The 26,965-nt window shown below is 43.8% G+C and carries 30 protein-coding genes; 10 read left to right on the top strand and 20 right to left on the bottom strand.

The window, feature by feature from the left end; genetic code table 11:
* Positions 1 to 34: 34 nt before the first annotated feature.
* Together FJU10_RS13925 and FJU10_RS13920 are read left to right on the top strand one after the other, a co-directional pair.
* The gene (locus tag FJU10_RS13925; RefSeq protein WP_101699440.1) at positions 35 to 1,432 is read left to right on the top strand and encodes a L,D-transpeptidase family protein; all 1,398 of its coding nucleotides are present in this window, start codon (positions 35 to 37) and stop codon (positions 1,430 to 1,432) included.
* Between the two features lie 153 nt (positions 1,433 to 1,585).
* The gene (locus tag FJU10_RS13920; RefSeq protein ID WP_005233340.1) at positions 1,586 to 1,885 is read left to right on the top strand and encodes a hypothetical protein; all 300 of its coding nucleotides are present in this window, start codon (positions 1,586 to 1,588) and stop codon (positions 1,883 to 1,885) included.
* A 64-nt stretch (positions 1,886 to 1,949) separates the two neighbouring features.
* On the opposite strand, the gene FJU10_RS13915 is transcribed toward FJU10_RS13920, so the two are convergent.
* Entirely contained in the window at positions 1,950 to 2,318 is a 369-nt protein-coding gene (locus FJU10_RS13915) for a winged helix-turn-helix transcriptional regulator (protein WP_005233339.1), read from the bottom strand.
* 97 nt (positions 2,319 to 2,415) lie between these two features.
* Here FJU10_RS13915 and FJU10_RS13910 point away from each other — a divergent pair, with 97 nt between their 5' ends.
* From FJU10_RS13910 to FJU10_RS13900, 3 genes are all read left to right on the top strand, one after another.
* Complete coding sequence (locus FJU10_RS13910) at positions 2,416 to 3,294, top strand: aldo/keto reductase (protein WP_016611992.1); 879 nt, start codon at positions 2,416 to 2,418, stop codon at positions 3,292 to 3,294.
* A gap of 39 nt (positions 3,295 to 3,333) precedes the next feature.
* A complete protein-coding gene (locus FJU10_RS13905) occupies positions 3,334 to 3,816 on the top strand; it encodes a VOC family protein (RefSeq protein ID WP_005233337.1) in 483 nt (160 codons plus the stop codon).
* Positions 3,817 to 3,977: 161 nt separating this feature from the next.
* A complete protein-coding gene (locus FJU10_RS13900) occupies positions 3,978 to 4,307 on the top strand; it encodes an SdpI family protein (protein WP_016611997.1) in 330 nt (109 codons plus the stop codon).
* Positions 4,308 to 4,340: 33 nt separating this feature from the next.
* Here the strand turns inward: FJU10_RS13900 and FJU10_RS13895 are convergent, their stop codons facing one another.
* From FJU10_RS13895 to arcA, 8 genes are all read right to left on the bottom strand, one after another.
* Positions 4,341 to 5,036 (bottom strand): YoaK family protein, encoded by a 696-nt coding sequence (locus FJU10_RS13895; RefSeq protein WP_086332732.1) that lies wholly within the window; start codon positions 5,034 to 5,036, stop codon positions 4,341 to 4,343.
* Between the two features lie 63 nt (positions 5,037 to 5,099).
* Positions 5,100 to 5,615, bottom strand: coding sequence for a VanZ family protein (locus tag FJU10_RS13890; protein WP_008380164.1), 516 nt, complete (start codon positions 5,613 to 5,615; stop codon positions 5,100 to 5,102).
* A 214-nt stretch (positions 5,616 to 5,829) separates the two neighbouring features.
* Complete coding sequence (locus FJU10_RS13885) at positions 5,830 to 6,336, bottom strand: arginine repressor (RefSeq protein ID WP_005233333.1); 507 nt, start codon at positions 6,334 to 6,336, stop codon at positions 5,830 to 5,832.
* Positions 6,337 to 6,413: 77 nt separating this feature from the next.
* Positions 6,414 to 7,865 (bottom strand): YfcC family protein, encoded by a 1,452-nt coding sequence (locus FJU10_RS13880; RefSeq protein ID WP_008380167.1) that lies wholly within the window; start codon positions 7,863 to 7,865, stop codon positions 6,414 to 6,416.
* 44 nt (positions 7,866 to 7,909) lie between these two features.
* The gene (locus FJU10_RS13875) at positions 7,910 to 8,599 is read right to left on the bottom strand and encodes a Crp/Fnr family transcriptional regulator (protein ID WP_005233329.1); all 690 of its coding nucleotides are present in this window, start codon (positions 8,597 to 8,599) and stop codon (positions 7,910 to 7,912) included.
* A gap of 42 nt (positions 8,600 to 8,641) precedes the next feature.
* Positions 8,642 to 9,577 (bottom strand): carbamate kinase, encoded by a 936-nt coding sequence (gene arcC / locus FJU10_RS13870; protein ID WP_140966174.1) that lies wholly within the window; start codon positions 9,575 to 9,577, stop codon positions 8,642 to 8,644.
* 17 nt (positions 9,578 to 9,594) lie between these two features.
* Complete coding sequence (gene argF / locus FJU10_RS13865) at positions 9,595 to 10,614, bottom strand: ornithine carbamoyltransferase (RefSeq protein ID WP_140966173.1); 1,020 nt, start codon at positions 10,612 to 10,614, stop codon at positions 9,595 to 9,597.
* Positions 10,615 to 10,633: 19 nt separating this feature from the next.
* Positions 10,634 to 11,857, bottom strand: a complete 1,224-nt coding sequence (arcA, locus tag FJU10_RS13860; RefSeq protein ID WP_008380174.1) for an arginine deiminase — start codon at positions 11,855 to 11,857, stop codon at positions 10,634 to 10,636.
* A gap of 391 nt (positions 11,858 to 12,248) precedes the next feature.
* Here arcA and FJU10_RS13855 point away from each other — a divergent pair, with 391 nt between their 5' ends.
* Positions 12,249 to 14,054 carry a M3 family oligoendopeptidase gene (locus FJU10_RS13855; protein WP_034872886.1) on the top strand — a complete coding sequence of 602 codons (1,806 nt, stop codon included), beginning with the start codon at positions 12,249 to 12,251 and terminating at the stop codon, positions 14,052 to 14,054.
* Positions 14,055 to 14,101: 47 nt separating this feature from the next.
* Here FJU10_RS13855 and FJU10_RS13850 read toward each other — a convergent pair whose 3' ends face one another.
* From FJU10_RS13850 to FJU10_RS13810, 9 genes are all read right to left on the bottom strand, one after another.
* Complete coding sequence (locus FJU10_RS13850) at positions 14,102 to 14,569, bottom strand: TspO/MBR family protein (protein WP_005233316.1); 468 nt, start codon at positions 14,567 to 14,569, stop codon at positions 14,102 to 14,104.
* A 127-nt stretch (positions 14,570 to 14,696) separates the two neighbouring features.
* On the bottom strand, positions 14,697 to 16,052 hold the full coding sequence (celB, locus tag FJU10_RS13845) for a PTS cellobiose transporter subunit IIC (protein ID WP_008380179.1): 1,356 nt from the start codon (positions 16,050 to 16,052) through the stop codon (positions 14,697 to 14,699).
* Between the two features lie 7 nt (positions 16,053 to 16,059).
* Complete coding sequence (locus FJU10_RS13840) at positions 16,060 to 16,563, bottom strand: hypothetical protein (protein WP_086332733.1); 504 nt, start codon at positions 16,561 to 16,563, stop codon at positions 16,060 to 16,062.
* A 15-nt stretch (positions 16,564 to 16,578) separates the two neighbouring features.
* Positions 16,579 to 16,893: a PTS cellobiose transporter subunit IIA gene (locus FJU10_RS13835; RefSeq protein ID WP_140966172.1), complete on the bottom strand. Its 315-nt coding sequence runs from the start codon at positions 16,891 to 16,893 to the stop codon at positions 16,579 to 16,581.
* A 22-nt stretch (positions 16,894 to 16,915) separates the two neighbouring features.
* Positions 16,916 to 18,940: a BglG family transcription antiterminator gene (locus FJU10_RS13830; RefSeq protein ID WP_086332734.1), complete on the bottom strand. Its 2,025-nt coding sequence runs from the start codon at positions 18,938 to 18,940 to the stop codon at positions 16,916 to 16,918.
* A gap of 54 nt (positions 18,941 to 18,994) precedes the next feature.
* On the bottom strand, positions 18,995 to 19,312 hold the full coding sequence (locus FJU10_RS13825) for a PTS cellobiose transporter subunit IIB (RefSeq protein ID WP_008380187.1): 318 nt from the start codon (positions 19,310 to 19,312) through the stop codon (positions 18,995 to 18,997).
* A gap of 297 nt (positions 19,313 to 19,609) precedes the next feature.
* Entirely contained in the window at positions 19,610 to 20,449 is an 840-nt protein-coding gene (locus FJU10_RS13820) for a glycosyltransferase family 8 protein (RefSeq protein WP_008380189.1), read from the bottom strand.
* A 222-nt stretch (positions 20,450 to 20,671) separates the two neighbouring features.
* Positions 20,672 to 21,193 carry an NADPH-dependent FMN reductase gene (locus FJU10_RS13815; protein ID WP_005233313.1) on the bottom strand — a complete coding sequence of 174 codons (522 nt, stop codon included), beginning with the start codon at positions 21,191 to 21,193 and terminating at the stop codon, positions 20,672 to 20,674.
* A 35-nt stretch (positions 21,194 to 21,228) separates the two neighbouring features.
* Positions 21,229 to 21,834 (bottom strand): NADPH-dependent FMN reductase, encoded by a 606-nt coding sequence (locus tag FJU10_RS13810; protein ID WP_005233311.1) that lies wholly within the window; start codon positions 21,832 to 21,834, stop codon positions 21,229 to 21,231.
* Between the two features lie 201 nt (positions 21,835 to 22,035).
* Between FJU10_RS13810 and FJU10_RS13805 the strand changes: the two genes are divergently transcribed.
* Both FJU10_RS13805 and FJU10_RS13800 read left to right on the top strand, forming a co-directional pair.
* Positions 22,036 to 22,872, top strand: coding sequence for a MarR family transcriptional regulator (locus FJU10_RS13805; protein WP_086332735.1), 837 nt, complete (start codon positions 22,036 to 22,038; stop codon positions 22,870 to 22,872).
* Between the two features lie 59 nt (positions 22,873 to 22,931).
* Positions 22,932 to 24,683 carry an ABC transporter ATP-binding protein gene (locus tag FJU10_RS13800; RefSeq protein ID WP_008380198.1) on the top strand — a complete coding sequence of 584 codons (1,752 nt, stop codon included), beginning with the start codon at positions 22,932 to 22,934 and terminating at the stop codon, positions 24,681 to 24,683.
* Positions 24,684 to 24,736: 53 nt separating this feature from the next.
* Here the strand turns inward: FJU10_RS13800 and FJU10_RS13795 are convergent, their stop codons facing one another.
* Positions 24,737 to 25,102 carry a hypothetical protein gene (locus FJU10_RS13795; protein ID WP_008380201.1) on the bottom strand — a complete coding sequence of 122 codons (366 nt, stop codon included), beginning with the start codon at positions 25,100 to 25,102 and terminating at the stop codon, positions 24,737 to 24,739.
* Positions 25,103 to 25,265: 163 nt separating this feature from the next.
* Here FJU10_RS13795 and FJU10_RS13790 point away from each other — a divergent pair, with 163 nt between their 5' ends.
* Together FJU10_RS13790 and FJU10_RS13785 are read left to right on the top strand one after the other, a co-directional pair.
* Positions 25,266 to 25,598: a helix-turn-helix domain-containing protein gene (locus FJU10_RS13790; protein ID WP_005230670.1), complete on the top strand. Its 333-nt coding sequence runs from the start codon at positions 25,266 to 25,268 to the stop codon at positions 25,596 to 25,598.
* A gap of 5 nt (positions 25,599 to 25,603) precedes the next feature.
* Complete coding sequence (locus tag FJU10_RS13785; RefSeq protein ID WP_034858679.1) at positions 25,604 to 26,080, top strand: ImmA/IrrE family metallo-endopeptidase; 477 nt, start codon at positions 25,604 to 25,606, stop codon at positions 26,078 to 26,080.
* Between the two features lie 69 nt (positions 26,081 to 26,149).
* On the opposite strand, the gene FJU10_RS13780 is transcribed toward FJU10_RS13785, so the two are convergent.
* Positions 26,150 to 26,962, bottom strand: coding sequence for a metallophosphoesterase family protein (locus FJU10_RS13780; protein WP_005233299.1), 813 nt, complete (start codon positions 26,960 to 26,962; stop codon positions 26,150 to 26,152).
* Between the last annotated feature and the right edge of the window lie 3 nt (positions 26,963 to 26,965).

Raw genomic sequence — 26,965 nt, 5'->3', positions numbered from 1 at the left:
ATCTATTATGCCATTAGAAAAAAGGAGTAGTTGAATGACTCGTTCAAACAAACATACTGACGCCAAGAACAATACCAAGAAAATTGTTCTGATCGTTGTGGCTGCTATATTAGTAGTGATCGCTGGCGGCTATACCTACCGAAGTACATATTATGCAAACCGTTTTTTACCAAAGACTGAAATCGATGGGATCGACATCAGCAACAAAACTGTTGCCGAGGCCAATGCCCTGCTGCATGACCGCTATTCGCAAGAAGATTTCACCATCAAAGAAGGCGATAGCGAATGGAAGACAATCAACCTTGCTCAATTTGGGTTACAAACGGATTTCACCGATGAGCTGCAATCGTTAAAAGATGAACAGAACCAGTGGAGTTGGGGAATGGCTTATGTTTCCGCTGCAGAAGAAAAAACACTGGACAATCTCTCGGTGGATCAAGATACGCTAAACAGCGAAACGGATACGATTCAAAAGGAACTAGAAACTTTAAATGAGGATCGTACCAAGTCAGCCGATGCAACATTGGAAAAAGGCGAAGACGGCTTTTCTATCAAACCAGAAGTTGACGGCGATGCCATTGATGTGGACAAAGCAGTAGCGGACTTACAAGAAGCCATCGTCAGTGGCGAAAAGGAATTAAATCTCGTCGATTACGTCACAAAACCAAGTGTGACCGCTGATGATCCTGATCTAACCAAAGAAATGGATTCGTTGAATAAAATCGCCAAAGTAACCGGCAATTATACGATCAACGGAAACACGTTTCAAATTCCAAGAGAATCGATCATGGATTGGCTCTCTTACAAAGATGGCAACACCACGATCGACGAAGACAAAGTAAGAAGCTATGTCGCTTCGATCGGAGAGCAATACAACACCAGCACCAATTCTTCGACCTTCAAGAGTACCAAACAAGGTGAAGTAACGGTTCCAGCCGGCACCCTCAGCTGGACGATACAAACCGATGCGGAAACAGAAGCATTGATTGAGGCGTTAAAAGCCGGCGAAGACTTCACGCGCACACCGATCGCTCAAGGAAGCACCGATGCTGGCAGCCCGTTATTTGGCAACACGTATATCGAAGTTGATTTGAAAAACCAACACATGTGGTATTACAAAGATGGCGAGCTGGTGCTAGATACGAAAATTATTTCTGGAAAACCAGCCACACCAACGCCAACTGGTGTCTTCTATGTCTGGAACAAAGAAGAAGATGCAACCTTGACCGGTGAAGATTATGCGTCCCCTGTTGATTACTGGATGCCGATCGATTGGACCGGTGTCGGAATCCATGATTCTGATTGGCAAACGGAATACGGTGGTGATCTTTGGAAAACCCGCGGCTCTCACGGCTGTATCAATACTCCGCCAGGCGTGATGAAAGAATTGTACAGTAAAGCCGAAGTCGGGACACCCGTGATCGTGATTTAATGGAAAAAAGAGTCAAACCTTTTTATGGATGAACCAAAAGCCGCAAAAAAATTCTTTTGCGGCTTTTTTGTTGTTTCCCAAATGTTCCTGTTTACAAAGCGCCATTTAATTAATATACTTAATTAATCATATTAATTAAAAAGGAGTATCACTTTGGAAAAAGTTGTCTTTATTGATCGTTCTACTTTAGCTGGAAGTCTGATTAAAATTTTCGCCCGCAACATCCAAATGCTGTCCGAGGATCAAATCAGCGTGACTGTTGTGACACCAGAACGTCTGATGAATTATCGTTTTTCGCAAGAAAAAATCGTTTTGGTCGATCCTTTGCTTTCTTTAACAGATCCGATGATCAAGCAGGCCATCCCGCCGCGAATCAAGCGCCTGTCATTTCCCATCAATCATTACAGCGGCATGAATGCTGAAGCCATTCTAGAATTGATCCAACAAGCATAGCCTAAAAAAGGCCGACGGAAACCAATGGTTTCTGCCGGCCTTTTCTCATGCCACTTGCCCTCTGCTAGACAATCGCCTCTTCTTGTTCTAACAAAGTAACTTGTTCTCCTTTGTCTTGTAGCGCAGCGACGTGCATCGTGCCCCACTGGCAAAGGGTATCCAATAAGCCGCCTAACGTTTCTCCATATTCACTCAAGGAATACTCAACTTTGGGTGGTACTTGATTATAGGATTTGCGGGTAACGATATCAGACTCTTCTAGTTCCCGCAATTGCTGCGTCAACATTTTTTGACTGATGCCAGGAATTTTTCGCCGTAAATCACTAGGACGCAATGCCCCATGGCGTAAATTACAAAGAATGATTGGTTTCCATTTCCCGCCGATGACATCCATCGTTGCTTCTACACCGATATTATAAATTTTTTCTTCCATTTTTTTCACCTCATCAAGTCTGTAAACACACAAATGTTACCAAAAGGTGTGTATCAAACAAAAAAGTACGTACTATACAACCTTACCTCCTCATTATATGATGATTACAGAAAAAAATAAAGGAGATGTTTTTATGATCGAAAAATTATCGGATACCGTTACACTGAACAACGGCAGCAAAATCCCCGGTTTGGGGTTAGGTGTCTTTCAAATCCCTGAAGCTGAAACAGCAGAGGTCGTGAAACAGGCCATTATCAATGGGTATCGCCTGATTGATACGGCGGCTATTTACGGCAACGAAACAGGAACAGGGGAAGGAATCAAACAAGGCTTACAAGAAACGGGGTTGGCTCGTGAAGAACTCTTTGTCACTTCCAAACTTTGGAACGATCATTTAACTTATGATGAAACGATCCATGCTTTCAATGAAAGTTTGGCCCGCTTAAACCTCGAGTATCTCGACTTGTACTTGATCCATTGGCCGGGAAACCAGGCATTTCAAGAGTCATGGCGCGCCTTGGAAGACTTGTATGCCGCTGGAAAAATCAAAGCAATCGGGGTCAGCAACTTCCAGATTCATCACTTGGAGCAACTATTGGCCGCTGCTAAGGTCGTTCCTGTCGTCAATCAGATCGAACTGCATCCCAAACTTACGCAGCAAGACCTGCGGGACTTTTGTGCTGAAAAGGGGATTGCGATCCAAGCTTGGTCACCTTTGATGCAAGGCAAACTGCTGAAAGAGGAAACCGTCTTGGCGATCGCCGATGCACAGCAAAAATCAGCGGCACAAGTGCTTTTACGCTGGGCTATCCAACAAGGAATCTTAGTCAATGTCAAATCGACACACCCTGAGCGAATGCGCGCCAATGCAGCGATTTTTGATTTCCATTTATCAGAAGATGAAATGGCTCGCTTGAACGCATTAAATGAGGACCTGCGAGTGGGTCCAGATCCAGACACATTCGATTTTCATTAACCAAACGATATACTAAACAAAACCTTAGGAGGAAGTATAATGACAAACACAAACACAGGCTTTTCAATGGTGAACCACGTGGGAATCACCGTCAGCAATCTCGAACGTTCCATCCAATTTTATGAAGCATTAACTGGAAAGAAAATCGCCAATCAAGATACGATCGGTGGCAAACGAATGGCGCAAACGCAAGGTTTAGAGGATACATTGATCAAATACGCCAATCTTCATTTAGACAATCTCAACATCGACCTTTTAGAATACGTCGAACCAAAATCCAACAAAGCTAGCTATTCCAATGAGCAAATCAGTGCCATGCATCTTTGTTTTGAAGTCGAAAATATTGATGAAGCCGTTGCTCGTCTAAAAGCCATCGGGGTTGAACCTGACGGTACCCCAATCGTTTTTGAAGAACAAGATGGTTTAAAAAGCGGCTTCGGGACAGGTGTTGCCTACTTTACAGATCCAGATGGTACCAATCTTGAACTGATTGCACCTAAAGGACCATTTCAACGCGGATAATTGAAAAAGGGATGGCGACTTATAGCGCCCTCCCTTTTTATTTACGCAAAACTATCTATTTTTTCAATAGTTCCCCTTCATAGAACCCTTTACAGCGAGTACAATAAATAGATAATCCTTTTTATTCGCTGATTTTCCCAACAAACCTCGCTTGAAAGGAAGTGATCTCGATCGATATTGGTCTTTTGTTGTTGATTTTTACGGGTATTTTTTTCATCGTCTTCCGGTTCTTTTACCGAGAAGAACCCAATTATATATTCGGCTTTCGCACCAAGCGCAGTACAGCCAGTGTCAGCAATTGGCGTTTTTCCCAGCAGTGGTTCTCCCTGTTGGCGATGCTCTTTCTAGGTGGGGTCATTTTGCTGCAGCGCAACGAGCTGATTGAAGAGAAATTTTACCAGATAGCCGTCCTTGGTAGCTATCTTCTAGCAGCACTGCTGGTAGAAATAGCGCTTTATCTCAAAGATTCACGCGCGAGCACCAAAAAGTAAGACGAAAAAGACATTCCGGGGAATGTCTTTTTTCTATTCTTTATTTTGACTGTGGATCGTGATTCCCAACACCAGGGCTAAAATTCCTGAAACCACCCAGATGGTCCGGTGGAATAAGAAAATTCCTAGCAAGCTGCTTAAAACCGCCCCAAAAAAGAAACCGCCGATGATCAAGGAAATAGAAATGATCTTGGGTGTCACTGATCGGTCCTGCTTAAACCCGCGCAAATACAAGTAATCAGCCAGCGAACGTAAATTGCCAGTGGTCATCGTGGTGGCATAGGGCATCCCTGCCAAGCGCCGATAAGCGGCATATTGAATCGCTGCAAAAAAAGATAACCCGGAATCAACCAGGACATTGGGTAAAGAACGCGCAAAAAAGCCCAGAACCAAAATACCGACCGCTTCAAAGATCAATGCAGCATTTTGCCAAACGATCCAACCACCAGTCGGAAAATGATGCTGCAGATAATTCGTCACCACGATCCCCACTAAAAACATACAGATTGGTGGCAGATACCGAAAGGCTTGTTCAAACTGCCCCGTTGAAAGATTGATCCCTAATAAAATAACATTCCCCGACTGCATGCTCGCAAACACTTCACCGTGAAAGAGATAGGTATAGGCATCTAAAAAGCCGCCAGCCATCGCGAGAAGAACCCCCACCGGCAAACTTTCATGCACGACAAACTCGGTTTTGCCTTTGACACTACTCAAACTTTTTTCCATTGGTTTCGCCTCTTGTTTTTTATACTTTCTAACAGCTTAACGCTTAAAAACGCCGACAACTCGTTATGTTTTGCGGCGTTTAGGTGACTTTTTCGATAACTGACAAATCAACCACCCCAAAAGAACGGCGGTCAGTGCTCCAGCTGAATCCAGCATGACATCTTGAAAAAGCGGCGTCCGTCCTCCCGTCAGCATTTGATGGTATTCATCGATCCCAGCATAGCCGGTAGCTGCTAACCAAGCAAAAAAAGCGGCTAGCCAATACGGCGTACGGCGATATACGAGAACGAAGAACAGACTGCCCCCTAAGACAAAATAGGTAAAGAAATGTGCGCCTTTACGAATGAAAAATTCCACAAATGAGAAATAGCCTTTTTCCGCAATACTGATCTCCGAACCAGCATAGGAAAAAGAAATCTTCTCTAGCCACTCTTTCAATGGTTCATTTTTTAAGATTCGTGAAAGCAACCCGATTTGTGATTGCTGCTCATAGGTTTGTGAAGAACTGATAAAGAGGATGACCATAACCGCAAGTGCGATACAAAAGTAAAAATTCGGTTCTTTCAGTAATTTTTTCATAGTTTTCACTCCTCATTTTCCTATCTTACCATTTTCATTTGGTGATGCAACTGTTTTTCCAGCAAACCGTGGTGACATTGCACACACAAAAAGAGTGCTTCCGTGAAGATTAGAAGCACTCTTTCTTTTTAAAAATAGCCATCGGTATGAAAAGCCGTCACCCGTTTGGTTGTGAGATTTTGGGGCTTGTGACGTTCAGCTCCTTCAACGATTCTCAGGGCTGTTTTGCGTTTTTTTCTCCAGTAAACAATGACGAACCCATCTCGTAGCCTTCTACATAATGGTTCAACCGATCGACGACCTCTGCTGCCGCTTCTTGTGACGGCGTGATGATCAATAAAATATCAAACCCTGCAATCGTGCCGACAATTTCTGGTAGCTCCATTTCATCAAGATAATTGGCGATCACATCGGCGCCGTTTTCAGCCGTATGAACGACAACTAAAAAGTCAATCTGCGTAATCTTTTTTAGGTACTCATACATCGAAAACGCAATTCTGTCTTCTAGATCCTGCTCTTTGGATTCAAAGATCGAATAATACGGCCGACCGTTTTTAGCATACGTTTTAGCGATGTTCATTTCCCGCATGTCTCTAGAAATCGTGGCTTGGGTAGCTGAAACATTTTCTTTTTTTAATAAATTCATCAATTCTTCTTGAGACTCAATCCGATGTAGGACAAAGAGTTTTTTGATAATTGCTTGCCGCTCTTTTTTTTTCATTTACTTGATCCGCTCCTCTCAAGTCGCCTCGCTTACTGAAATAGTTGATCCGTCTCGTTCACATCTTGAAACGTAGCTTACAAGAACAACATTGAGAAGATTAAAATGGCAAGATTGGAAATTCCAATAACCAGTAACGGTTTGCGCATAAAGCGGGTCCAAGTGGAATAGTTGACCCGAGCCAGCTCCAATCCCCCCATCACGACGCCAGAAGTTGGTGTGATCAAATTCACTAATCCGCAACCAGCAGTAAAGATCATCACCATGACGTTCGGATTGAGTCCGATGCTTTGCGCCAAGGCCCCCATGATCGGGATCGATACATACGCTAGTCCGGAAGTCGATGGAATCAAGAACGATAAGAGCAGATACAAAATGTAGGCGCCAATCACAAACAGGACAGGTGATAGACCTTCTAAAAGATGGGAAGCCCGATCCAAAATAAACAGATCCAAGTACGTCGTTTGCATAATGTAGGAAGCACCCCGTGCCACAACGATGATCAAGACAACGGATAAAATGTCTTTGACCCCATCGATAAAGTTGGTCACGATTTCTTTTTCTGAGAATCCTTGAATCAACGCAATGATGATACTGATGTAGAAGAACCACATGGCCAAATCACCAAAATACCATTCACCGAAGCTATTGCCGGTCAAAAAGGCGGTCCAACCGTCAAACACATGGATATCAAAGTCGCCCCAAGGAATCAAGGAAACCACCATGATCACAAAGGATAAGCCAAAAATCGTCAAAATCAGGCGATGTTTTTGCGTAAACACCAAGGCTTCGTTCGTGTCTTTGACAAAATGTTCTTCCATTTCTTTTTGCTCTTGCAGCGATAAGATCGTGGAGCCTTTGTCGGCTTTGACTTTTTTGGCATAAGACATCACCACAAAGATACAGTATGCGGTCGTGACTAACCAAAGCAATGCCCCGACTACTAAGATCGTGCCATTGTTTGGGGCAATATCGATGCTTCGCAAGGCATCCATCGCAACGCCGGTCGCAAAGGGATTGACGGTGGAGCCAATCACGCCGGCACCAGCACCCAGCATAACGGTTCCTGCTGCGACGATCGTATCAAAACCTGATGCCACCATCGTTATTGCTAATAAGGAATAAAAAGGAATCGTTTCTTCTGCCATTCCATAAGTGGAGCCGCCGATCGAAAACAAGATCATTAAAATCGGAATCAAAATCAACTCATTGCCTTTGAGTTTTTTGACCAAATGCTGAATCCCGGCTTCCAAAGCGCCTGTTCGCGTGACGATATTCAAAAAACCACCCAAACAGAGAATAAACACGCAGATCTCGATCGCATCACGAAATCCGTTAAAAGGCGCCATAAAGAAATCAGAAAACTTGGCACCCACCACTTGGCTGACCATCTCTTCTTGGCCTGCTGGTAAAGAAGGCGCAAAAGGCTGCCCTGCTAAGAGCCAGGAAGCGACCGTCAAGGCGATAATGATCAGAAATAAGATACTGAATGATGTCAGCGACTTTTTTTCTTTTTGCTTTTTTTTCATCTGTGTTCCCCCTTTTTTGAATCGATCCTATTTGCTGCCAGCCATTACTTGGCAACATGAGAAAAATAATCTTGGTCATAAATAATGAGTTCTTTGTAGCGATAATAAATCTTTCTTTTATGCACGAGCGCCTTGAGCGTTTGACTGACTGTCTCTCGCGTCGTTCCACTGTACTTGGCTATATCATTGATAAAAACTGGAAAAGGGATGCGAATCTGCTCACCTTGTGTCTGCCCATGCTCGATCATCAAAAGACCAATCGTATTGACGACTCTTGTTTGCGCGCTGGAGGTGACACAATACTCGACACGGCGTCTTTGCTTTTCCAACTGCCGGCTCATTTGCTGATTGAGCCACAGCAACTGACTTGTAGACGAAACGACTAGCGGTTCAAACAGTGACATCGCTGCAAACTGCACGACAATGTCTGTTGCAGCGAATGCCGATACATCATAGTTGTCTCTTTCAAACAAGCCAATCAAAGGAAATAACTGATCTGGCCCAACAAAATCTACATAACAATAGGAATCAGTTCCGTCGGTCTTTTCGATCCGTACAAGTCCTTCTATCACAAGGAATATCCGATCTCTTACGTCGCCTTCATAAAAAAGCACTTGACCTTTTTTGTACGTACGGCAGTAAATATGCTCTTTCAAACGCTGCTGATTTTCTTCTTCCAGCCATTGAAAGCTGTTCGCTCTTGTTGATGGATCTTTTATTTGGTGGTCGATCATTTTTCTCACTCCAATGTTTTGGGTCTTGCTTTGCTGCTTCGCTTACTTCCAGGTGATCTGCGTGCCAGCATCATCGATAGCTGCCAGCTTGTCTAAAGAAGTAATCACTGCCCGTTTTTCCGCCCCCATTTTGACAAAGTTCAAAGCGGCTTGTACTTTCGGCAACATACTACCTGGTGAAAAATGGCCTTCATCGACATAGGTTTCCAATTCCGCGGCGGTCACATGATCCAACCACTGCTCACTTTCCTTGCCAAAGTTCAAAGCGATTTTTTCTACGCCCGTTAAAATGATCAGCTGATCCGCATCGACTAATCGAGCCAATTTTTCAGAAACAAAATCTTTATCGATCACGGCTTCAACACCCAGGCCATTGTCTAGCACGGGAATGCCGCCGCCTCCTGCACAAATGACGATCGTGTTTTGTTCAATCAGCGCTTTGATGCTGGCAACTTCTTGGATCGCTTGTGGTGCAGGACTAGCCACGACTTTCCGCCAGCCACGACCAGCATCTTCCCGGTAGATGGCATCTGAAGCCGCCATGGCTTCTTTGGCAGCCGTTTCCGTTAAGAAAGGCCCGATTGGTTTTGTCGGATGGGCAAATGCTGGATCTTGGGCATCGACTGTAATTTCCGTGACCACAGTCACCACCGGCTTCGCTATTTGTGCTGCTTTCAACTGGATTCTCAGCTCATTTTGCAACCAATAGCCAATACTGCCTTGGGTCATGGCGACACAGGTATCTAAAGGCATTGCTGGGTTTTTGCTAGAATCGCTCGCTTGCTGCTGCAAAACCAGGTTTCCCACTTGGGGACCATTCCCATGAGTAATGATCAAATTGACGTCTTTTCGGATCAAGGGAATCAGATAGTCCACGGTCTGTTTGAGTCGCTCTTTTTGCCCTTTGGCACTGGCATCTTCTGCTAAGATGGCGTTGCCGCCAAGGGCGACAACGATCGTTGGTTTCTTTTCACTCATCTGCTCACTGCTCCTTCTCACACTCTAGGAATAAATAGATCGCCTAATGTTACTGCCATGATCGCTTTGATCGAGTGCATCCGGTTTTCAGCCTCTTCAAATTGACGACCCCAGTGACTACGGAAAATATCGTCTGTGATCTCCATTTCAAAAATGCCAAATTTTTCTTCGATCATTTTTCCATACGTCGTATTCGTATCATGGAACGCTGGCAAGCAGTGCAGCACGATCAAGCCATCGTCTTGTTTTCCGGTGGCCATCACCATTTCGCGGTTGATCTGGTAATCTTTCAACAGCTTCACCCGCTCTTCGAACTGGTCTTCTTCCCCCATTGACACCCAAACATCGGTATACAAGACGTCTGCATCTTTGACGCCTTTTTGGATATCATCTGTTACCATCAACTGACTGCCAGATTCTTTAGCAAATTTGTTGGCATAGTCTGTCACTTCTTGCGCTGGGAAAAGTTCTTTTGGTGCACAGATACGAACGTTGACCCCTAAAATTGCCCCCGTCACTAACAAACTATTCGCCATATTGTTCCGGCCGTCGCCCACATAAACTAGCGTAATGTTTTCCAAGGTGCCGAAGTTTTCTTTGATGGTCATAAAGTCAGCGATCATTTGGGTTGGGTGCCATTCATCGGTTAAGCCATTCCAAACAGGAACACCGGAGAATTTGGCTAAATCTTCAACGACTTGTTGACTGAATCCACGAAACTCAATACCGTCAAACATGCTGCCTAAAACTTTTGCTGTATCTTCGACAGATTCTTTTTTGCCTAGCTGAATATCATTCGCGCCTAAAAATTCTGGATGGGCACCAAGATCGATGGCAGCTGTCGTAAAGGCCGCCCGTGTCCGAGTCGATGTTTTTTCAAACAAAAGGGCAATGTTCTTGCCTTCTAAATAACGATGAGAAATATTTTGTTTTTTCAATTGTTTTAAATAGATTGAAAAATCAATGAGGTATTCTAACTCGGCTTTCGTAAAATCTTTTTCTGCTAAAAAACTTCTTCCTTTAAATACTTGTTCCATCGATGATTCCTCCTCTGATTTAAATATCTTCTCTAACAAATGGCATGCTCATGCAACGAGGACCGCCACGACCACGAACCAATTCACTGCCGGAGATTTTGTGCAATTTGATACCGGCTTCTGCCAACTTCTGATTGGTGATGGTATTGCGGTCATATACGACGACTTCGCCAGGTGCGATCGTCAAGGTATTGGAACCGTCATTCCATTGTTCCCGAGCTGCTGCAATCAAATCACTGCCGCCGCAACGAATCAATTCAACCGTATTTAGTTCTAGATAGCGACATAAAATATTTTCCAACGTGTCCTTTTCTTCTTTGATCGTCACCCCATCACCTGCTCGTGAGATTGAATAAACCGTCAGCTCTCCTTCGATTTCTGGATGGATCGTAAACTTGTCATGATCGACCATTGTAAATACCGTATCTAAATGCATGAATTTGCGCTCTTGACCAATGTCAAACGCTAGAACATACTCAAAGCTTGGCTCATTTTCGAACACTTTGCGGGCCAGCTGCTCAATCGAAGCGGCATCCGTTCGTTGCGAGATACCAATCGCCAACACATGTTTTGACAGAACTAATTCGTCGCCACCTTCGATGCGGGTTGGTTGAGCGCGATCATAAAGCATATGAGGCGGATTTTGCTGGAACATTGGATGATGAGCAAAAATATATTTGCCGTATAACGTTTCGCGCCGTCTTGTTTCTGAATACATGCGATTCAAGGATACTCCGTTACCAATCGTCGCAAAGGGATCTCGTGTAAAATACAAATTTGGCATTGGATCGATCAGAAATGGGTATTGATCATCCACGGTCCCAGCGAGGCTCTGGGTATTTGGCAGCTCCAGTTCATTTTTGGCTAAACCAGCCATAGTTTTGTCGATCAGTTCCCGATCATTGTCACAAGACATAAAATAATCCGTGACTTCTTTGATGATCTCAGAACTTTGGATTGTAGTTTCCGCTAAATAATCCTTGAGAAATTGCTGTTTGATTTCTGGTGACGTGAGCGATTCAGCAGCTAAATCTTCTAGATACAACACCTCCACATCATTTTGACGTAGGACTTCCGCAAACCGATCATGTTCTGCTCTGGCTTGTTCCAAAAAAGGAATATCATCAAATAGCAGGCGGTTCAAATGATCAGGAACAAGGTTCTCCAATTCCCGACCAGGGCGGTGAAGCATGACTTGCTTCAATCGTCCAATCTCTGAAAAAACATGAATAGCATTTGGCATTTTTCTTCCTCCTTCTTCTGTTTACACCTCTATGCTACCTAATTGTATACGCTTTCGCAGTGGTATATTTCGTGTTCTTTTCGCAAAGGATTTGGCATTATGCATGAAAAAGCGAATATCGCTCATCAGGCGTTTTTTTACTCGCTGTTTTTTTTCATATGTAATATTTATCCATCGATTTTTTTCTAAGAATTTGATGAGGATGTGATAGTTTTTTTATTTTTGACGTTTTTCCGCCCTATCAATAGATCAAGGAGTTATACATTCCATTTTTTGTTTTTGGTACAGTTTCATCAAGAACCCTTATTTCATAAGGATTCTGATGGTTGCGACCAAATTTCGTTATGCTATACTTAATAAGATCGAAGGAAAAGAAAGGGGTTTGATAGGAATGACCTATTCAATCAATTGGAATCTGGAAACAATCTTTCCGGGAGGCAGCGATTCTGTTCAATTAAAAGAACGCATGAGCCAACTGGAAGAACAAATTGCAAATTACCGAACAACAGTCGATGCATGGTCGCCCAACAGCGAAGACGATGCAGCAAAATTAGAAGAGTTACTTGATTTATCCGCAACTATTAGTCAAGGATTTTCACAATGCGGCAGCTTTATCAATGCCTTGCTTTCAGCGAATGTCAATGACAGCAAAGCCAAAATCCTGACGGGTGACCTCTACGCAAAATTGCCAGCACTGCAAGCAGCACAAACCGTTTTCTCGAAAAAATTGACAGAAATTTCTGAGGATGATTGGACAGCACTAGTTAAAGCGGAAAACTTAGCACCTGTCGCTTTTCGTTTAAGCGAGATTCGCCGCGACGGCAAAGAATTGTTATCCGAAGCAGAAGAGACCATCATCAACACTTTAAATTTAGATGGCTTGAATGCTTGGAGCCAACATTACGATACGATCGTTGCCTCGATCGAAATTCCTTTCCTTCAAGAAGACGGCACGACGATCAAGTTTTCAGCTGGTCAAGCCTTCAATAAAATGATGGGTGATCCTGATCCGGAAGTTCGTGCGCGTTTATTCGACACTTGGGAAAAGACGTGGGCAGAAAAAGAAGACCTCTTTGCGGATACCTTGAACCACTTAGACGGTTTCCGCCTTTCTACCTTCAAACTTCACGGTGTCACTGATTACTTGAAGGAACCATTAGAATACAATCGTCTGCAAAAAGCGACATTGGATGCTATGTGGGGCACAATCCAAAAGAACAAACAGCCAATCGTTGATTTCTTGACTCGCAAAGCCCAGCTTTTCGGCAAAGAAAAAATGGAATGGCAAGACCAAGATGCGCCAATCATCCTTGGGGACATGGAAGAAAGAACCTACACCTTTGATGAAGCAGCTGACTTTATTTTGACCAACTTCCGTAAGTTCAGTCCGAAAATGGCTGACTTTGCCCAAGTTGCTTTTGAAAAAAGCTGGATCGAAGCAGAAGATCGTCCCGGCAAACGTCCTGGCGGCTATTGCACCAGCTTGCCAGAAACCAAAGAGTCACGTATTTTCATGACCTACAGCAATTCAGTCAACGAAGTAGCGACGCTTGCCCATGAGCTAGGTCACGCGTTTCACAGCAGCGTTCTTTGGGAGCTGCCAGAATTAAACCGCAACTATGCCATGAACGTTGCCGAAACAGCAAGTACCTTTGCTGAATTGATCGTTGCTGATGCAACCCTCAAAGAAGCAACGACAAAAGAAGAAAAAATCAATCTATTGGATGCTAAAATGCAAAATGCGATCGCGATGTTCATGAACATCCACGCACGTTTTATTTTTGAGAACAGCTTCTATCAAGCTCGTCAAAAGGGCTTGGTTTCAGCGGAACAAATCACGGAAATGATGACTGCGGCGCAAAAAGAAAGCTATGCGGATGGGTTAGCGACTTATCACCCACATTTCTGGGCAGCCAAATTGCACTTCTTTATTGACGATGTGCCGTTCTACAACTTCCCTTATACCTTTGGTTACCTCTTTAGTATGGGGATCTACGCGTATGCCAATGAAAAAGGGTCTAGCTTTGAAGAAGAATACATTGCTTTATTGCAAGATACTGCTTCAATGACGACGGAAGAACTGGCGCAAAAACACCTTGGTGTCGATTTAACGAAACCAGACTTCTGGCAAGCAGGGATCGACATGGTCCTAAAAGATGTTGCCAGCTTTATGGAATTGACTGAAGACTATATCTAAAAGAAAAAACCCTCTTCCAACAAGACGCTTGGAAGAGGGTTTTTCTATCAGGCATTCAATAAAGTTAAGCCAATCGTTAAGTAGCCGGCGTATAAACACCAAATCAAATAAGGAATAAACAAGTACATCGCTTTTTTGTCGATGCGAGCAAAGAGGATCATACAAATAATCACTGATAACACTAACAAGACAATAATGACCGTTCCTGCCCAGTAAGCATTCCAGCCAAAGAAAACGATACTCCAAAAGAAGTTTAATACTTGCTGGATCGCAAAGAAGATGTAGGCATTCTTTTTAAGCGCTGGATTGACTTTGGCGACGATCAACAGATACAACGCCGTTCCCATAAAGGCATACAAAATCGTCCAAACGATCCCAATGATCCCGCCAGGAGGGGCTAAAAAGGGTTTTTCCATTTGCGCATACGTTCCGGCAATGTCCCCTGCAAACAAACTCGAGATGATTCCTGTTGCTTCAATGCCGATCACACAGACCAGCCAAATTAAAAATTTCATGTTCTCCACTCCTTCTTTTTTTCATAACTCACTAGTTTCATCGTACCATCGAATCGAAAAAAAGCAGAATAGAACGCTTAAAAAAAAGAAACGGCCGTGTGGACGTTTCTTTCTTATTCCTTTCGATTTATGCTGCTTGTTCCCCTTCTTGGGCTTCTTGCTTGACTAGGCCTGCGTCATAAGAACGAGCGAATGGGAAGTAGATCAAAAAGGCAACGCCTGCACATAAGAAAGCACAAACTGCGGCTTTCCAATCGCCTCCACTTCCAATAAATGCGCCGATGCCGATTGGAGAAGGCCATGGCATTTGGGCGATCATCGGTCGAATGATTTCCAATTCGATCGCAAAATAGGCAATCGATGCGGATGCCATCGGTGCTAAGAAAAAGGGAATCGCTAAGAAAGGATTATAAATCAAAGGAATCCCGAAAATCAACGGCTCGTTAATATTGAATAATGCTGGAATGATCGAAGCTTTTCCTAACACTCTTAATTGTTTTGATTTCGCCAGATAAACCAAGAATAAAGCGAGACCTAGCGTTGCCCCTGAACCACCGACGGTCACATACGCATTGTTAAACTCACCAGCTAATGCAAAATTGGCGCCCTCAGCATTGGCTGTCAAATTGCCTAAGGTGATTGGCGTCAATACAGAGAAAATGATATTTGCGCCATGAATCCCTACTAACCATAATGCACTGACTAAAAAGTAAATCACCATCAAACCTAACCAACTGTTGGTCAAATTGGTAACAAACCCAAAAGGTACCGCAATGATTTGGAAAATATCCGTTCCTGCTGCAACTAATGCGCCATTGATGATAAGAACCGTGAAGGCCACAACAAAGGCGGGAATCAATGCTGTAAAGGCACGGGCAACCCCTAATGGGACTTCTTCAGGCATTTTGATGACCCATTTTTTCGTCACACATAAACGGTACAACTGAACGGCCAACACCGCCATAATAATACCGGTAAATATCCCGGTCGTTCCTAAACGCTCCACCCCGTCGCCACCGATCGCCCAGCCATTGATGATGGCATTTTCTTGATCGGTGATCCGTGACATGTTGCCATCCACAATCATCAATTGTGGGATCGACATGAAAAAGGCAAACATCGATAGTAACGCCCCACTCATAGGCGCAAGATCCAACTCTTCTTCTTCCGCATAGATCTTGGTGTATTCATAGCCGAGAACGATACAAAAATATAATGCCAAAAGTCCCATTGTCGTGCTGTTTGCCAGCATATACAATTCACTGACTCTGAAAAAAGTATTATTGAAGAAATCTTCTAAAAAGGTAAAGGTCTGCGGCAATACATTGATAACTAAAAACATCGAGCCAACGATGGTAAAAGGAATCGAAGCCATCCCAGCAGCCATGATGGCACGTACGATTTTGAACTGTGCCACTTTTCCTAACGGTCCCATGACGGCCGTTTCTAAGAGACTGAACAACTTGCTATTTGATTGTTCCATAATGTAACTACTTCCCTTCAATGAGTTTTTGGTATTCTTTAATATATCCATAATACGTATCTTTTTTGTGGCGGATCTTATTCACACGCTGCAAACATAGCGCAGCTAACGTTAGCCCCACACTAAGCCAGAGTGTAAGAATGCCTCGATTGTGCAGTGTATTATCAAGAAAAGGAAAAACGAATGAAAACAGAGGAGAGAAGAAACAAACGGCGCATAAAAGGAGGTTCATCGTCAGTTGACAAAGATAAAACAAGCGCGTCCACCGCAGTTTTTCTGCTATTTGCTCTGAGTGGCTGCCATAAAGGCGCACGTATTCTCCAATTGCCGAAATAGCCAAAACCAACAGCGCCAGCGGAAGAATCAGGAGTAGGGCATTGCTGGCCATCGCAGCCAATAACCAATAAAGATTTGCAAAGAAAAACACTGCTAATACATACCTTAGAAATAAAAAGCGATTAAACCGAAAATTTTTTTCTGCCATTTTTTTCTGTTGTTCTTGATTGGTCATTTGTTCCCTTCCTTTCTACCGCTCTCGCTGGTATAACGCCAGCATTTCAATCGCCACTTCTCGCAAAGTCATCGTTGTCATTATATGATCTTGTGCATGGACCATGATAATCTCCATGTCGATTTTTTCGCCGCTGGCGTATTCTTGTAATAAGCCCGTCTGTGCTTTATGGGCCTCTACTAGTGCTTCATTTGCTTGATCCAGTTTTGCTTGTGCTGCTTCAAAAGTTCCTTGGCGCATCTCTTGGAATGCTTCATGAACGATTGTCCGAGCATCCCCGCTGCTAAGAATGATTTGAAAAGCGGTCTCTTGTAATTTTTCTGATTCCATTGTTCTTTCTCCCTTACATGTGCTATATATGTGCTTCTAGGTGATACCCAATAAAACATTTCATAAAATGTTCAAAATCACCACTTGCTATGAGTGCATCTTTAAATGATTCATCTTCAATGATCGGTACTAACAGTTGGCTGATTTTGTTCAATTCTACTTGCCCCAATCGGTCAGGGGAAAGTAAGAAAATCAGCTGGATCTGGTCATGCTTGTCATCCCATTTTATGCCTTGTTTTAGTATAGCAACGGCCGCATAAGCATCATTGGTGATCGGTTCAATGGGGTGCGCCACCGCCAAATGATCCGAAAAGGCTACTGAGCTATAGGCTTCTCGTAAAGCAAGCTGCTTGCCTAGCGCTTCTTTCACTGAACGTTTTTCCAAGCCTTCAATTTTCGTCAGCAACTGATCCATAACAGTTGCTTTGTCAGTCTCTTCCTCTATCAGCAGAAAAAGTTCTGAGCGAAAGCTGGTCTCAATCAATTCCCGCTCCTTGTCAGATAAAGATTTCGGCTGTTGTTTCAGTATGCTACCATACTGTTTTTTGATTTTATACTGCTTCAACTGGCGATTGATTTTTTGGATATCTTTTTTATCTAAAAAAACACTGACGGTGACGATGGGGATATTTAGAACCACATCTGGTACTTTGATGGATGAAATGATCAAATCGATCCCTGCTAGTTTTTGTTCACTGATTTCGTAATAGCTGATCATATCTTCAATCACGATTTTTGAACCAAGTTCGTGTTCCAAACGATTTTTTAACATTTGCGAACTACCAATTCCTGTTGCACAGATCACTATGACCTTGGCTTTTTGTTGATTCGCTAAGCGTTCCATCGCAGCAGTTAAATGGATCGTCAAATAGGCAAGCTCTCCTTCGGTCACTCTATAGGGGGCAAAGAAGGGAACATCAGAAAAATGCCGAATCGTTAACTGAAAAAAGTCACTGTAATCTTTTTTGATGGTCTCTAGCAAAGGATTCTCCATGCTCGTGCCGTTGTTCAATCGTTGCAATAAGGGGGTGATATGCATCATCAGCCCTTCTATCAACAGTGGATCTTCGACTAAGCAAAAGCCGGTTTCTTGATCGATTTTATGCAAAACAGCTAACAGCTGTTGTTTGACCTCGTTATCATCTAAATCGATCTGTTCACGGATAGTTTCGGAAACTAGTTTGTTTTTTAAGTGAATGGCGATATAAAAAGCCTCTTCTGGCGGCAAAGCAATGCCCATCTGTTGGCGAATCTTCTCAACGATCTCTATAGCCGACTGGTATTCTGCTTCTTGTTCCAATTCAGGATCCTGCGGATGCAGCTGGATCTCAAAGCCCGACTGCAGCCGTTTTATCGCTAAGCCTATATGCAGGACGATCGTGTAGATCATAAAATCAGAGAGTTTCAAAAAGTATTTACGGCAGGTGTCCAAGACGATGATCACGATCTCCTCGATCGCTATCCCCTCTAACAGATGTTTGTACATTGAGAATGCATAAAGATTGTCTTGCAGGCGATTCATGAAAAAGTAATTCATGATGAAATGCCGCAGACTGTTTTCAGATCCTTCAACATAAATGCCTTGGCTGGTTCGATGTTTCAACTCGATCGTATAAGGCTTTAATAATTGCTTGATTTCAACGATATCATTTGAAATCGTCGAGCGCGAAACACATAGATCCGCTGCTAAATCATCAACAAAAACGGGCTTATGCCCAAATAACAATTGATTTAGCAAAAAATATTGCCGGTCATTGGCTTCATTGATCGTGGTTAGATCGTCAGCTGTTGGCCTGAGATTGGTCTTCTCTGAATAAAACAGATCAAAGGAACGCTGGTCCGTGATGTTCAAGCGATACCCCTGTCCTTGCTTGGCACAAATTTGACCAAGCTTATGGTTCTTCAGGATAAGACCCAGACCTTGAAGGTACTTGCGAGCAGTCCGATCCGAGACCCCCAGTTGATTTGCGATCTGTTTGCTGCTAGTGTATGTGTTGCGGTTTTGGTAGAGCATCTTTAGCATGATGATTTCTTTTTTACTCAACATTATTCATCAACCTTTTTCATCAACCTATTTTCATCTAGCTACTTGTTTGAACTGCTATTTGATATTTTGTTCTACCACAGCAGCTAATTTTTCAATACCCATCGGTATCGGAACATAGGCTTGGGGCGGAATATTTACGATGGGTCGTTGGTACTTGATGGCAGCTTTTTCAAGATTCGCAAAGTACATCTTAGTTTGAGGGCTGACTAAGTATAGGTCGTATTCATCTTTGGCGATCGTGGCTGCTCCTTGAGAGGCAGACGTTGCATCTAGTTCAATTTCTTTTCCTCGCTCTTTAAAATATTCCGTCGTTTTTTTGGCAATGACCGATGAAGACATACCGCCTGCACAGATGATTAATGCTTTTTTCATATAGTTTTCCTCCTTAACGAATACACTCATTTTCACTATCTATGTTCAGTAGCTGCTAAATAGTGGTGTAGTACTGATTTTCCTTACGTTGAATAAATCAGTTGCTCACCTGATTTAGCATGGCAATGGGTTGATAATGTCATCATAATAGATAGCGCTTTCTTTTTGAACACAAGGTGTTTCCTTATCGATGCGGAAGCAAATTAGATGCGTCTACTTGATTTTACAAGAATTCCCTTCAAAAAATGATCGAAAAAAAAGCTTTACCTGTCTTTTGTCCAAGTAAAGCTTTTTTAATCATACGCTCTTTGATTGTTCCTCTTCAAACTTCCGCCGTTCATTTTCTACATATTTGTATAACGAACCGTAGCGGCTGCGATAGCCTTTCTTCCATGGTTTCTCTTTGCCGCAAAAATGCAGCAAAACGGTATGTTCGATGACCCAATCCAAACTCCATTCCCCTAGGCTGATCGTCTCATACGTACGGTTTTTCCGTACATCATAGTTATAGAGCTGATCAGGAATCGCCAGCACCCGATCACCATATAACCCATTTAAAATATCTTGATCCGGCAAAAAGAGGTTCAAATGATTTTTCTCAATGAAGGCTGCGATTTCTGTTTCTTTGACCTCTTGCCGTAGCTGGTGCACATTCATCAGCAAGACACCTGAATTATAGTAGCCTTCTGACTCATAATTGCGCAAACGGACTTTATTGATGACCGTCGTCACTTCTGTCAGCTTGGAATGACTGGCAGCGGCATACAGAAAATCCCCTAACGTCAGCTCATACAAGGGGCGCAAATCATTGATGCACAAAATATCCGCATCCAGATACAGGATTTTTTCCACCTGCTGCGGCAAGTAATTTTGTGCCAACAATCGATAGTAGATTGATTCTGGGTAGCGGTCACTAACTGGTGCCGTTTTAAAGATCGAACCAGAACCGATGATGACGGGATGATAGGTCATCGCCAATTTTTGACAAAAGACCTCTAGCTCTGCACCTTGCCTCAATTCTTTTTCTTGTAAGACATAGACATCGAAAGATGCTGCTGTCGTATGGCGTTTGATTGAATATAACGTTGTTTTTAATTGTTCACTGAATCGATCATCAATCGCAAAAAGTAGATTCATGCTCTTGTTCACTCCTCTGTTACTGGATGCACTCGTTGGGCAAAAAATCGAACGCAGTTGCCCGCATCTTCTGTTCTTCTAGTATACCCGATTTTTAGTCATTCTTTCAGTGAAATAGCCTTTCCAGTGAAAACCATTCCTTGGAAACGCAAAAAAATGCTGCTCCATTCAATGAATGAAACAGCAAATGATCGATGATAAATGGTGACCTCCTAAAACAGATCAGCGAATCGTGGCAAAAGCTTTTGACCACAACAACAATTCATCCAGCATGTCATTGACACCTGCAGCCATGTGCGCACCGGGTTTGAAGGTACTGAAATTTTCAAAATCTGTGAAGAGATTGAAGGCTGGGTTAGTCCGCACGGTGGCAACTTTTTGTTCAGCTAAAACGTTACGCAATTGTTCAGCGGCACGAATCCCACCGCCAGAACCATAACTGACGATCCCAGCTGCTTTATCAAACCATTCTTCCCGTGCAGAGTCTACGGCATTTTTCAAGGAAGCCGCAAAACCGTGGTTGTATTCTTGTACGATGAAGATATAGCCATCTAATTCAGCGATTTTTTTGTTCCACGCCATGTTTGGCTCAGCCGTTCCCATAAACGGTAAATCAAATGCCTTTACATCAACGATCTCAAACTGATGCTCTGACCGTTGAGTAGCAATTTCTTGAATATATGCTCCGACTTGCGGACTTACGCGTCCTTCTCTTGTACTGCCTAAAATAATACCAAATTTCATGATAGGTTCCTCCTAAGATTGTTTTCGTTTGTTTTTTAACGATTGGCAAATGTGTCTGCCCAGTCCAGTAATTCCGTCAACATATCGTTCATTCCTGCCGTCATATGTTCGCCAGGAGTAAAGGTGGCAAAATTTTCAAAATCAGTAAATAAGTTGAAGGCTGGATTAGTGCGCACCGTGGCTACTTTTTGTTCCGCCAAAATCAAGCGAACTTGCTCAGCGGCCCGAATACCCCCTGCTGAACCATAGCTGACGATTGCTGCTGCTTTGTTGAACCATTCCTCGCGGGCGCTGTCTAACGCATTTTTCAAGGAAGCCGATAGCCCATGATTGTATTCTTGTACGATGAAGATATAACCGTCTAATTCAGCGATTTTTTCATTCCACGCTTGGTTCGCTTCGCCTGTACCCATAAAGGGCAAGTCGTAGTCTTTGATATCAATGATTTCAAATGAGCGGTCGCTATGTGCTCGTGCTGTTTGTAAAACGTAATTGGCTACTTGCGGACTCACGCGGCCTTCTCTCGTGCTGCCAACGATGATTCCGATTTTTTGCGCTTTTTTCTTTTCCGGAGTGCGATACACCTCTTTAATTACTTCTTTTTCAATTATTTGTTCTTTTTTCCCAAATCCAAAGACCATTCTTTTGTACTCCTTTTATTGTGTTTTCTTTAACGATGGACTCAGCATATCAAACTTACTTTTAGTAAGTCAATCATTTTGCTTACTTTTTGTTAGAAAAAAATCCCAGCTACTTCCTCTTGACATTCGTTCGGCACCGAACTATAATCAACTCATCGATATCATTAGGTACCGAACAATAATTCAAAAGGAGTGTTCTCAATGAGTACAATGACCGATCACTTAATGAAACAGCTTCGTTTTATCAGCGAAGCCAGCAATGCTTTTATGAGTCAAAATAACCAACGCCTTTCTGGACAGCAACGCGTCCTAGCCGTTTTAAATTTAGAAGATGGCTTGGTGCAAAATTACCTCGCAGAAGTTTTAGATTTACGGCCAAGTTCCTTGGCAGAACTATTGAAGAAAATGGAAAGCAGTGGGGATATCCAACGCAAAGAAGATGCAGCCGACAAAAGGATCAAACGAATCTTTCTGACAGAGACTGGACGAAAAAAAGCAGAAAAATTACTGGCACAAAAAGAAGCCGCCAGCAGTCAAACGTTTTTTGCTGGGTTAACAGAGGAAGAACAAACCGAATTTGCTCGTCTGCTTGAAAACATCGCCGCTGGGTGGGAAGCTGACTTTCAGCAACAGACGCAACGCTTTATTGACCCGATGGATCGTCTACAAGCTATGCAGGAGATCCGGGAACAGATGATGAAGCAATGGGGTGGAAATTGGCAGGAAATGACGAATGACGATCGCCGAAAAATGAAGCAACAAATGAAAGATACTTGGCAAGATATGGGCGCTGACGAGCGGCGTCAAATGAAAAAGCAGATCAAAGAAGCCATGCGGCAAATGCCATTTCCTGGACACCGCGGCATGTTTGGCAATCGGTCATTTGGGCCATTTGATAGTAGCGAGGCGAATGATCCACGGGACACATGGGGAAAAGGCAACTTTTTTGATGCCTACGGGTTTGGACAAGACCGCAAAGCAAGACCTGATTCCGCTTCTAAAGACGAAGCAGCCGAAGATGATTGGCAGGATTTCTAATAGCACCTAATGAAAAAGAAAAAGCTGCAGGACATCTTGCTTGTAGCGGAGGAAAACGAATGGAAACAACGACACCAACAGTGAACAAAAACAAATTTAAAATGAAAGACTTTATCCACCTGATCGTCAGTGTCAATCCCAAGAAAGGCTTGTTTCTTTTAGGGATGCTCTTTAGCCTGATCACGAGTGCCGCCAGTTTGGTCGTGCCGCAGCTGACGAAAACGCTAGTCGATGCCAGCGGCACCCCCACGTTCAGCACCTCCATGCTGGTCGTTTTGATCCTAGCCTTTGTGCTGCAATTAGGCGTAGGCACTTTAGGCGGCTTTCTCTTGCGCTATGTGGGAGAAAGTGCCGTGAAAACATTACGAGAACGTCTTTGGAAACATCTGCTGCATTTGCCAGTCAGCTATTTTGATGACCATAAGTCGGGGGAAAGCAGTTCGCGACTCGTTAATGATACTTCCGTGATCAAAGAACTAGTCACCTCGCAATTTCCCAGCTTTGTCACTGGCTTGATCCAATTGGTTGGTTCGATGATCATCTTGTTTTTGATGGATTGGAAGATGGCGGCGATCATGTTCAGTGCGGTGCCTTTGATCACCTTGATCATGTGGCCGATCGGCAAGATCATGTCGAAACTAGGACGCCAACTACAAGCAGCGACTGCCGATTTCAATGCGGATGCCAGCGAAAAACTCTCAGAGATCCGTTTGATCAAAGCCAGCAACGGAGAAGCTAGTGAACAAGAAAACGGTCGGCGCAACATTGGGGCAATCTTTACCCTCGGGGTCAAGGATGCGAAAGTTAGTGCGATTTTGCAGCCAATCATGACGACGGCAATGCTGGGATTACTCGTAGGAATCCTCGGTTATGGCGCGATCCGTGTCCAAGCCGGCACCTTGACGAGTGGCGCATTGATTGCTTTTCTACTGTATCTCTTTAATATTATTGCGCCTGTGACGACGTTTGCGATGTTCTTTTCACAAGTCCAAAAAGCGATGGGTGCTACGGAACGGATCCAAGAAATTTTGGATACGCCGCTGGAGCCGATCCAGGCAGCACCCAAAGCCGCTATCGACGGCGCAGTCCTACGGGCAGAACAGATCGATTTCAGTTACGATCCCAAACGGCCGATTTTGCAAAACATTTCTTTTGAAGCCAAACCCAACACCGTGATTGCTTTTGCGGGACCAAGCGGCGGCGGAAAATCCACGATCTTCGCTTTACTGGAACGCTTTTATGAACCCACCAGCGGGCGCTTGCTGATTGGTGAACAGCCGATAGCTGACATTGATCTGCAGGACTGGCGGGCACAGATCGGCTATGTTTCCCAAGACAGTGCGGTCTTTGCCGGTACGATTCGGGAAAACTTGCAATACGGATTAAGCCGAACACTGTCAGAGGAGGAATTGTGGCAAGGACTGGCATTGGCTTATGCCGATCAGTTCGTCCAAGAGTTCCCCGAAAAACTAGAAACACAAATCGGCGAACGCGGCGTCAAACTATCTGGCGGGCAAAAACAACGGATCGCCATCGCACGAGCATTCTTGCGAGACCCCAAGCTGCTGATGCTCGATGAAGCGACCGCCAGCCTAGATTCTCAGTCGGAAGAAAAGGTCCAGCGGGCGTTGGATCATCTAATGGAAGGGCGCACGACATTAGTGATCGCCCATCGCTTGTCGACCATCGTGGATGCCGATCAAATCTACTTTATAGAAAAAGGTACCATTACCGGTCAAGGTACCCATGCAGAATTGATCAACAATCACCCGCTTTATGCTGCCTACGTGAATGAACAAATGATCAATTAAAGAATAAAAACTAGAAAAAAAACTGCTTATTGATGGATAAGCAGTTTTTTCTATTAGCCAACGGCTGAATGTTGCTTCTCTTCACGCGCCACAGGCACTTGATTCCCTCGCTGTAATTCTTTCAGCACCTGGTTTTCTGCCCGCAAAAAATCCCGTTCGCTTTGGGCAGTAGCAAGCTTTCCTTGATAGACCAAGACTTCTTCTTGGTAGGTTTTGGCGGTCTTTTGGACTTCTTCTTCTAACTGATCGATTTTATGGGTCAATTCTTGATTGATCTGTTCATATTTTAGGTAAAGCTTTTGGGCATTTTCGATATTCGTTTGTTCCAAATTCGCTTTGCTGGATACTCGGGTAGCCAAATAAGTAAGTACACCAGTAATGAGTGACGGCAAGACAACTGTTACGATCGATGTATCCATGATCCTCCCCCATTCTTTTTGATACGATTCATATCATCTGTTTCCAGTATAAAAGATACGATTCGTATCGTCAACTGATGTGATATTTTTTATATCAAATAATACAAAAATAGATACAAATTATATCCAACGTGCTATACTACAAAAAAGGAGGCGATCACTCATGCTTGGCGAACGGCTAAGAACACTCAGACTACGAACCAACCAAACCCAACAGCAGATCGCAGATCAGCTAGGGATCACCCGCGCAGCGTATTCGCATTTCGAAAATGATCGTAACGAACCCGATGGCGAGACCATCGTCAAACTCGCGGAGATTTTTCAAGTATCCACCGATTTTTTATTAGGCAGACAAGTCCCGGCAGGCTTTACGCCGCCCTCTGCAAAAGTTCAAACCGTTGCGGCCCATATTGATGATGACGTCACCGATGAGCAGATGGAAGATATCCTCAGCTACATTGAATTTATAAAACAGCGGCACGCCCAAAAGGAATGATGGAAATGGATAAAGTAGAAGAACTGATGGCCGCCTACCCAGACTTGCACTTTATTTTCGATAAAAATATGCCTGATGGTCAGCAAGGATTGTACATCGATCACCATATTTACTTGAACCCTGACCAATCACAAGAAGACCTCTTGAGCACCATCGGTGAAGAAATCGGTCATTATTTGACCAGTGCTGGCGACATTACCGCCCAAGACACCAACGAAAAACGCAAACAAGAACGCAAAGCCCGTGACATTGGTTCTGCGATCGTGGTCACGCCCTATGATATCATCGCTTGTTTTGAAGAAGGCTGCAAAACGTTGGCGGCATGCGCTGATTTTTTAGGTGTCCCCCCACAAACCTTCAAAGACGCAGTCACCTATTATGCTCGCCGCTTTGACGGTATCAAAACCGAAGAAAACTATACCTTGTTTTTCCATATCGACGGCACGATTGAAGTTGTCAAAACCTTTGGCAATCAAGGTTAAGCCTTTTTTGCACAAAAACAGACGTTCCTTTCCTGCTGCTAAATTCAGCGTTTACGGAACGTCTGTTTTTTATCCTTGCATGTTGACCCGCATCAATACGCGGTTCGGTCGATAGTTTTCTGAGGATTGATGAACCAGCGCGCCTTCCTCAAAACGATACAAATTGTATCCATAGCGTTCTTCAAAACGGACCATCCCCTCGCCTTCATCTTCCCCGACAAACGACATACTTGCCACAGTATAGTAAGGAATCCCTGCGATCGTTCCCGTAAATGCATGATGGGTATGTCCACTGAGAATACAAGAGATCTGATACTGCTGCAATAATGCCACCAAACGATTGGCACCGGCCCATGCCGGCGTGCTTGCTTGATAAGGCAACAAATGATGGTGCGTCACAAAAACGATCTTTTTCTCTTTGAGCTGCGCCAGCGTGGCTTGCAGCCATTCAAACTGTCGTTCATCTACGATACCGTCGGCATAGCCATAGCAGGAATTATCGAAAGTCACGATCGCCAATGTCTCCGTTTCATAGACTTGATTAAAAGGCGTATCACTGGCCGTTTCAACTGACTTACCTTGCCAGCCTTGGCGAAAATGCCGTTTGATATCGTGATTACCTAGCGTTACCACGATCGGCACTGAGCCAAAGGCTTTTTCTAAATATTGCTTCAAAGAGGCATAATCGGCAGGCGCGCCATCTTCGGTCAAATCGCCACTGATCACCACCAAATCGATCGCCCCTCGCGCCTTGGCATCTTGGATACACTCTTCAAGAGGAATCAAGGGATTTTGCATGGCTGCCAGCATTCCTTGATACCCTTCCTCACAAGGCAGGTAACTTTCTCGAAAATGGATATCTGATATATGCAATATATTCATAGG

It is taken from the genome of Enterococcus sp. OL5 (assembly GCF_006491895.1).
In the GTDB taxonomy this organism is placed as follows: Bacteria; Bacillota; Bacilli; order Lactobacillales; family Enterococcaceae; genus Enterococcus_D; species Enterococcus_D innesii.
This window is presented reverse-complemented; position numbering and strand designations above follow the sequence as displayed.

Bases quoted from the DNA above. Each gene is read 5' to 3' on its own strand.
- FJU10_RS13925 (WP_101699440.1), top strand. From the start codon at position 35: ATGACTCGTTCAAACAAACATACTGACGCCAAGAACAATACCAAGAAA.
- FJU10_RS13895 (WP_086332732.1), bottom strand. From the start codon at position 5,036: ATGGAAAAAAGTTTGAGTAGTGTCAAAGGCAAAACCGAGTTTGTCGTG.
- FJU10_RS13915 (WP_005233339.1), bottom strand. From the start codon at position 2,318: ATGGAAGAAAAAATTTATAATATCGGTGTAGAAGCAACGATGGATGTC.
- FJU10_RS13820 (WP_008380189.1), bottom strand. From the start codon at position 20,449: ATGAATCTACTTTTTGCGATTGATGATCGATTCAGTGAACAATTAAAA.
- FJU10_RS13905 (WP_005233337.1), top strand. From the start codon at position 3,334: ATGACAAACACAAACACAGGCTTTTCAATGGTGAACCACGTGGGAATC.
- FJU10_RS13790 (WP_005230670.1), top strand. From the start codon at position 25,266: ATGCTTGGCGAACGGCTAAGAACACTCAGACTACGAACCAACCAAACC.
- argF (WP_140966173.1), bottom strand. From the start codon at position 10,614: ATGGAACAAGTATTTAAAGGAAGAAGTTTTTTAGCAGAAAAAGATTTT.
- arcC (WP_140966174.1), bottom strand. From the start codon at position 9,577: ATGAGTGAAAAGAAACCAACGATCGTTGTCGCCCTTGGCGGCAACGCC.
- FJU10_RS13825 (WP_008380187.1), bottom strand. From the start codon at position 19,312: ATGAAAAAAGCATTAATCATCTGTGCAGGCGGTATGTCTTCATCGGTC.
- FJU10_RS13840 (WP_086332733.1), bottom strand. From the start codon at position 16,563: ATGACCAATCAAGAACAACAGAAAAAAATGGCAGAAAAAAATTTTCGG.
- FJU10_RS13910 (WP_016611992.1), top strand. From the start codon at position 2,416: ATGATGATTACAGAAAAAAATAAAGGAGATGTTTTTATGATCGAAAAA.
- celB (WP_008380179.1), bottom strand. From the start codon at position 16,052: ATGGAACAATCAAATAGCAAGTTGTTCAGTCTCTTAGAAACGGCCGTC.
- FJU10_RS13855 (WP_034872886.1), top strand. From the start codon at position 12,249: ATGACCTATTCAATCAATTGGAATCTGGAAACAATCTTTCCGGGAGGC.
- FJU10_RS13795 (WP_008380201.1), bottom strand. From the start codon at position 25,102: ATGGATACATCGATCGTAACAGTTGTCTTGCCGTCACTCATTACTGGT.
- FJU10_RS13805 (WP_086332735.1), top strand. From the start codon at position 22,036: ATGAGTACAATGACCGATCACTTAATGAAACAGCTTCGTTTTATCAGC.
- FJU10_RS13800 (WP_008380198.1), top strand. From the start codon at position 22,932: ATGGAAACAACGACACCAACAGTGAACAAAAACAAATTTAAAATGAAA.
- arcA (WP_008380174.1), bottom strand. From the start codon at position 11,857: ATGCCAAATGCTATTCATGTTTTTTCAGAGATTGGACGATTGAAGCAA.
- FJU10_RS13835 (WP_140966172.1), bottom strand. From the start codon at position 16,893: ATGGAATCAGAAAAATTACAAGAGACCGCTTTTCAAATCATTCTTAGC.
- FJU10_RS13815 (WP_005233313.1), bottom strand. From the start codon at position 21,193: ATGAAATTTGGTATTATTTTAGGCAGTACAAGAGAAGGACGCGTAAGT.
- FJU10_RS13810 (WP_005233311.1), bottom strand. From the start codon at position 21,834: ATGGTCTTTGGATTTGGGAAAAAAGAACAAATAATTGAAAAAGAAGTA.
- FJU10_RS13780 (WP_005233299.1), bottom strand. From the start codon at position 26,962: ATGAATATATTGCATATATCAGATATCCATTTTCGAGAAAGTTACCTG.
- FJU10_RS13785 (WP_034858679.1), top strand. From the start codon at position 25,604: ATGGATAAAGTAGAAGAACTGATGGCCGCCTACCCAGACTTGCACTTT.
- FJU10_RS13850 (WP_005233316.1), bottom strand. From the start codon at position 14,569: ATGAAATTTTTAATTTGGCTGGTCTGTGTGATCGGCATTGAAGCAACA.
- FJU10_RS13875 (WP_005233329.1), bottom strand. From the start codon at position 8,599: ATGATCGACCACCAAATAAAAGATCCATCAACAAGAGCGAACAGCTTT.
- FJU10_RS13830 (WP_086332734.1), bottom strand. From the start codon at position 18,940: ATGTTGAGTAAAAAAGAAATCATCATGCTAAAGATGCTCTACCAAAAC.
- FJU10_RS13890 (WP_008380164.1), bottom strand. From the start codon at position 5,615: ATGAAAAAATTACTGAAAGAACCGAATTTTTACTTTTGTATCGCACTT.
- FJU10_RS13885 (WP_005233333.1), bottom strand. From the start codon at position 6,336: ATGAAAAAAAAAGAGCGGCAAGCAATTATCAAAAAACTCTTTGTCCTA.
- FJU10_RS13880 (WP_008380167.1), bottom strand. From the start codon at position 7,865: ATGAAAAAAAAGCAAAAAGAAAAAAAGTCGCTGACATCATTCAGTATC.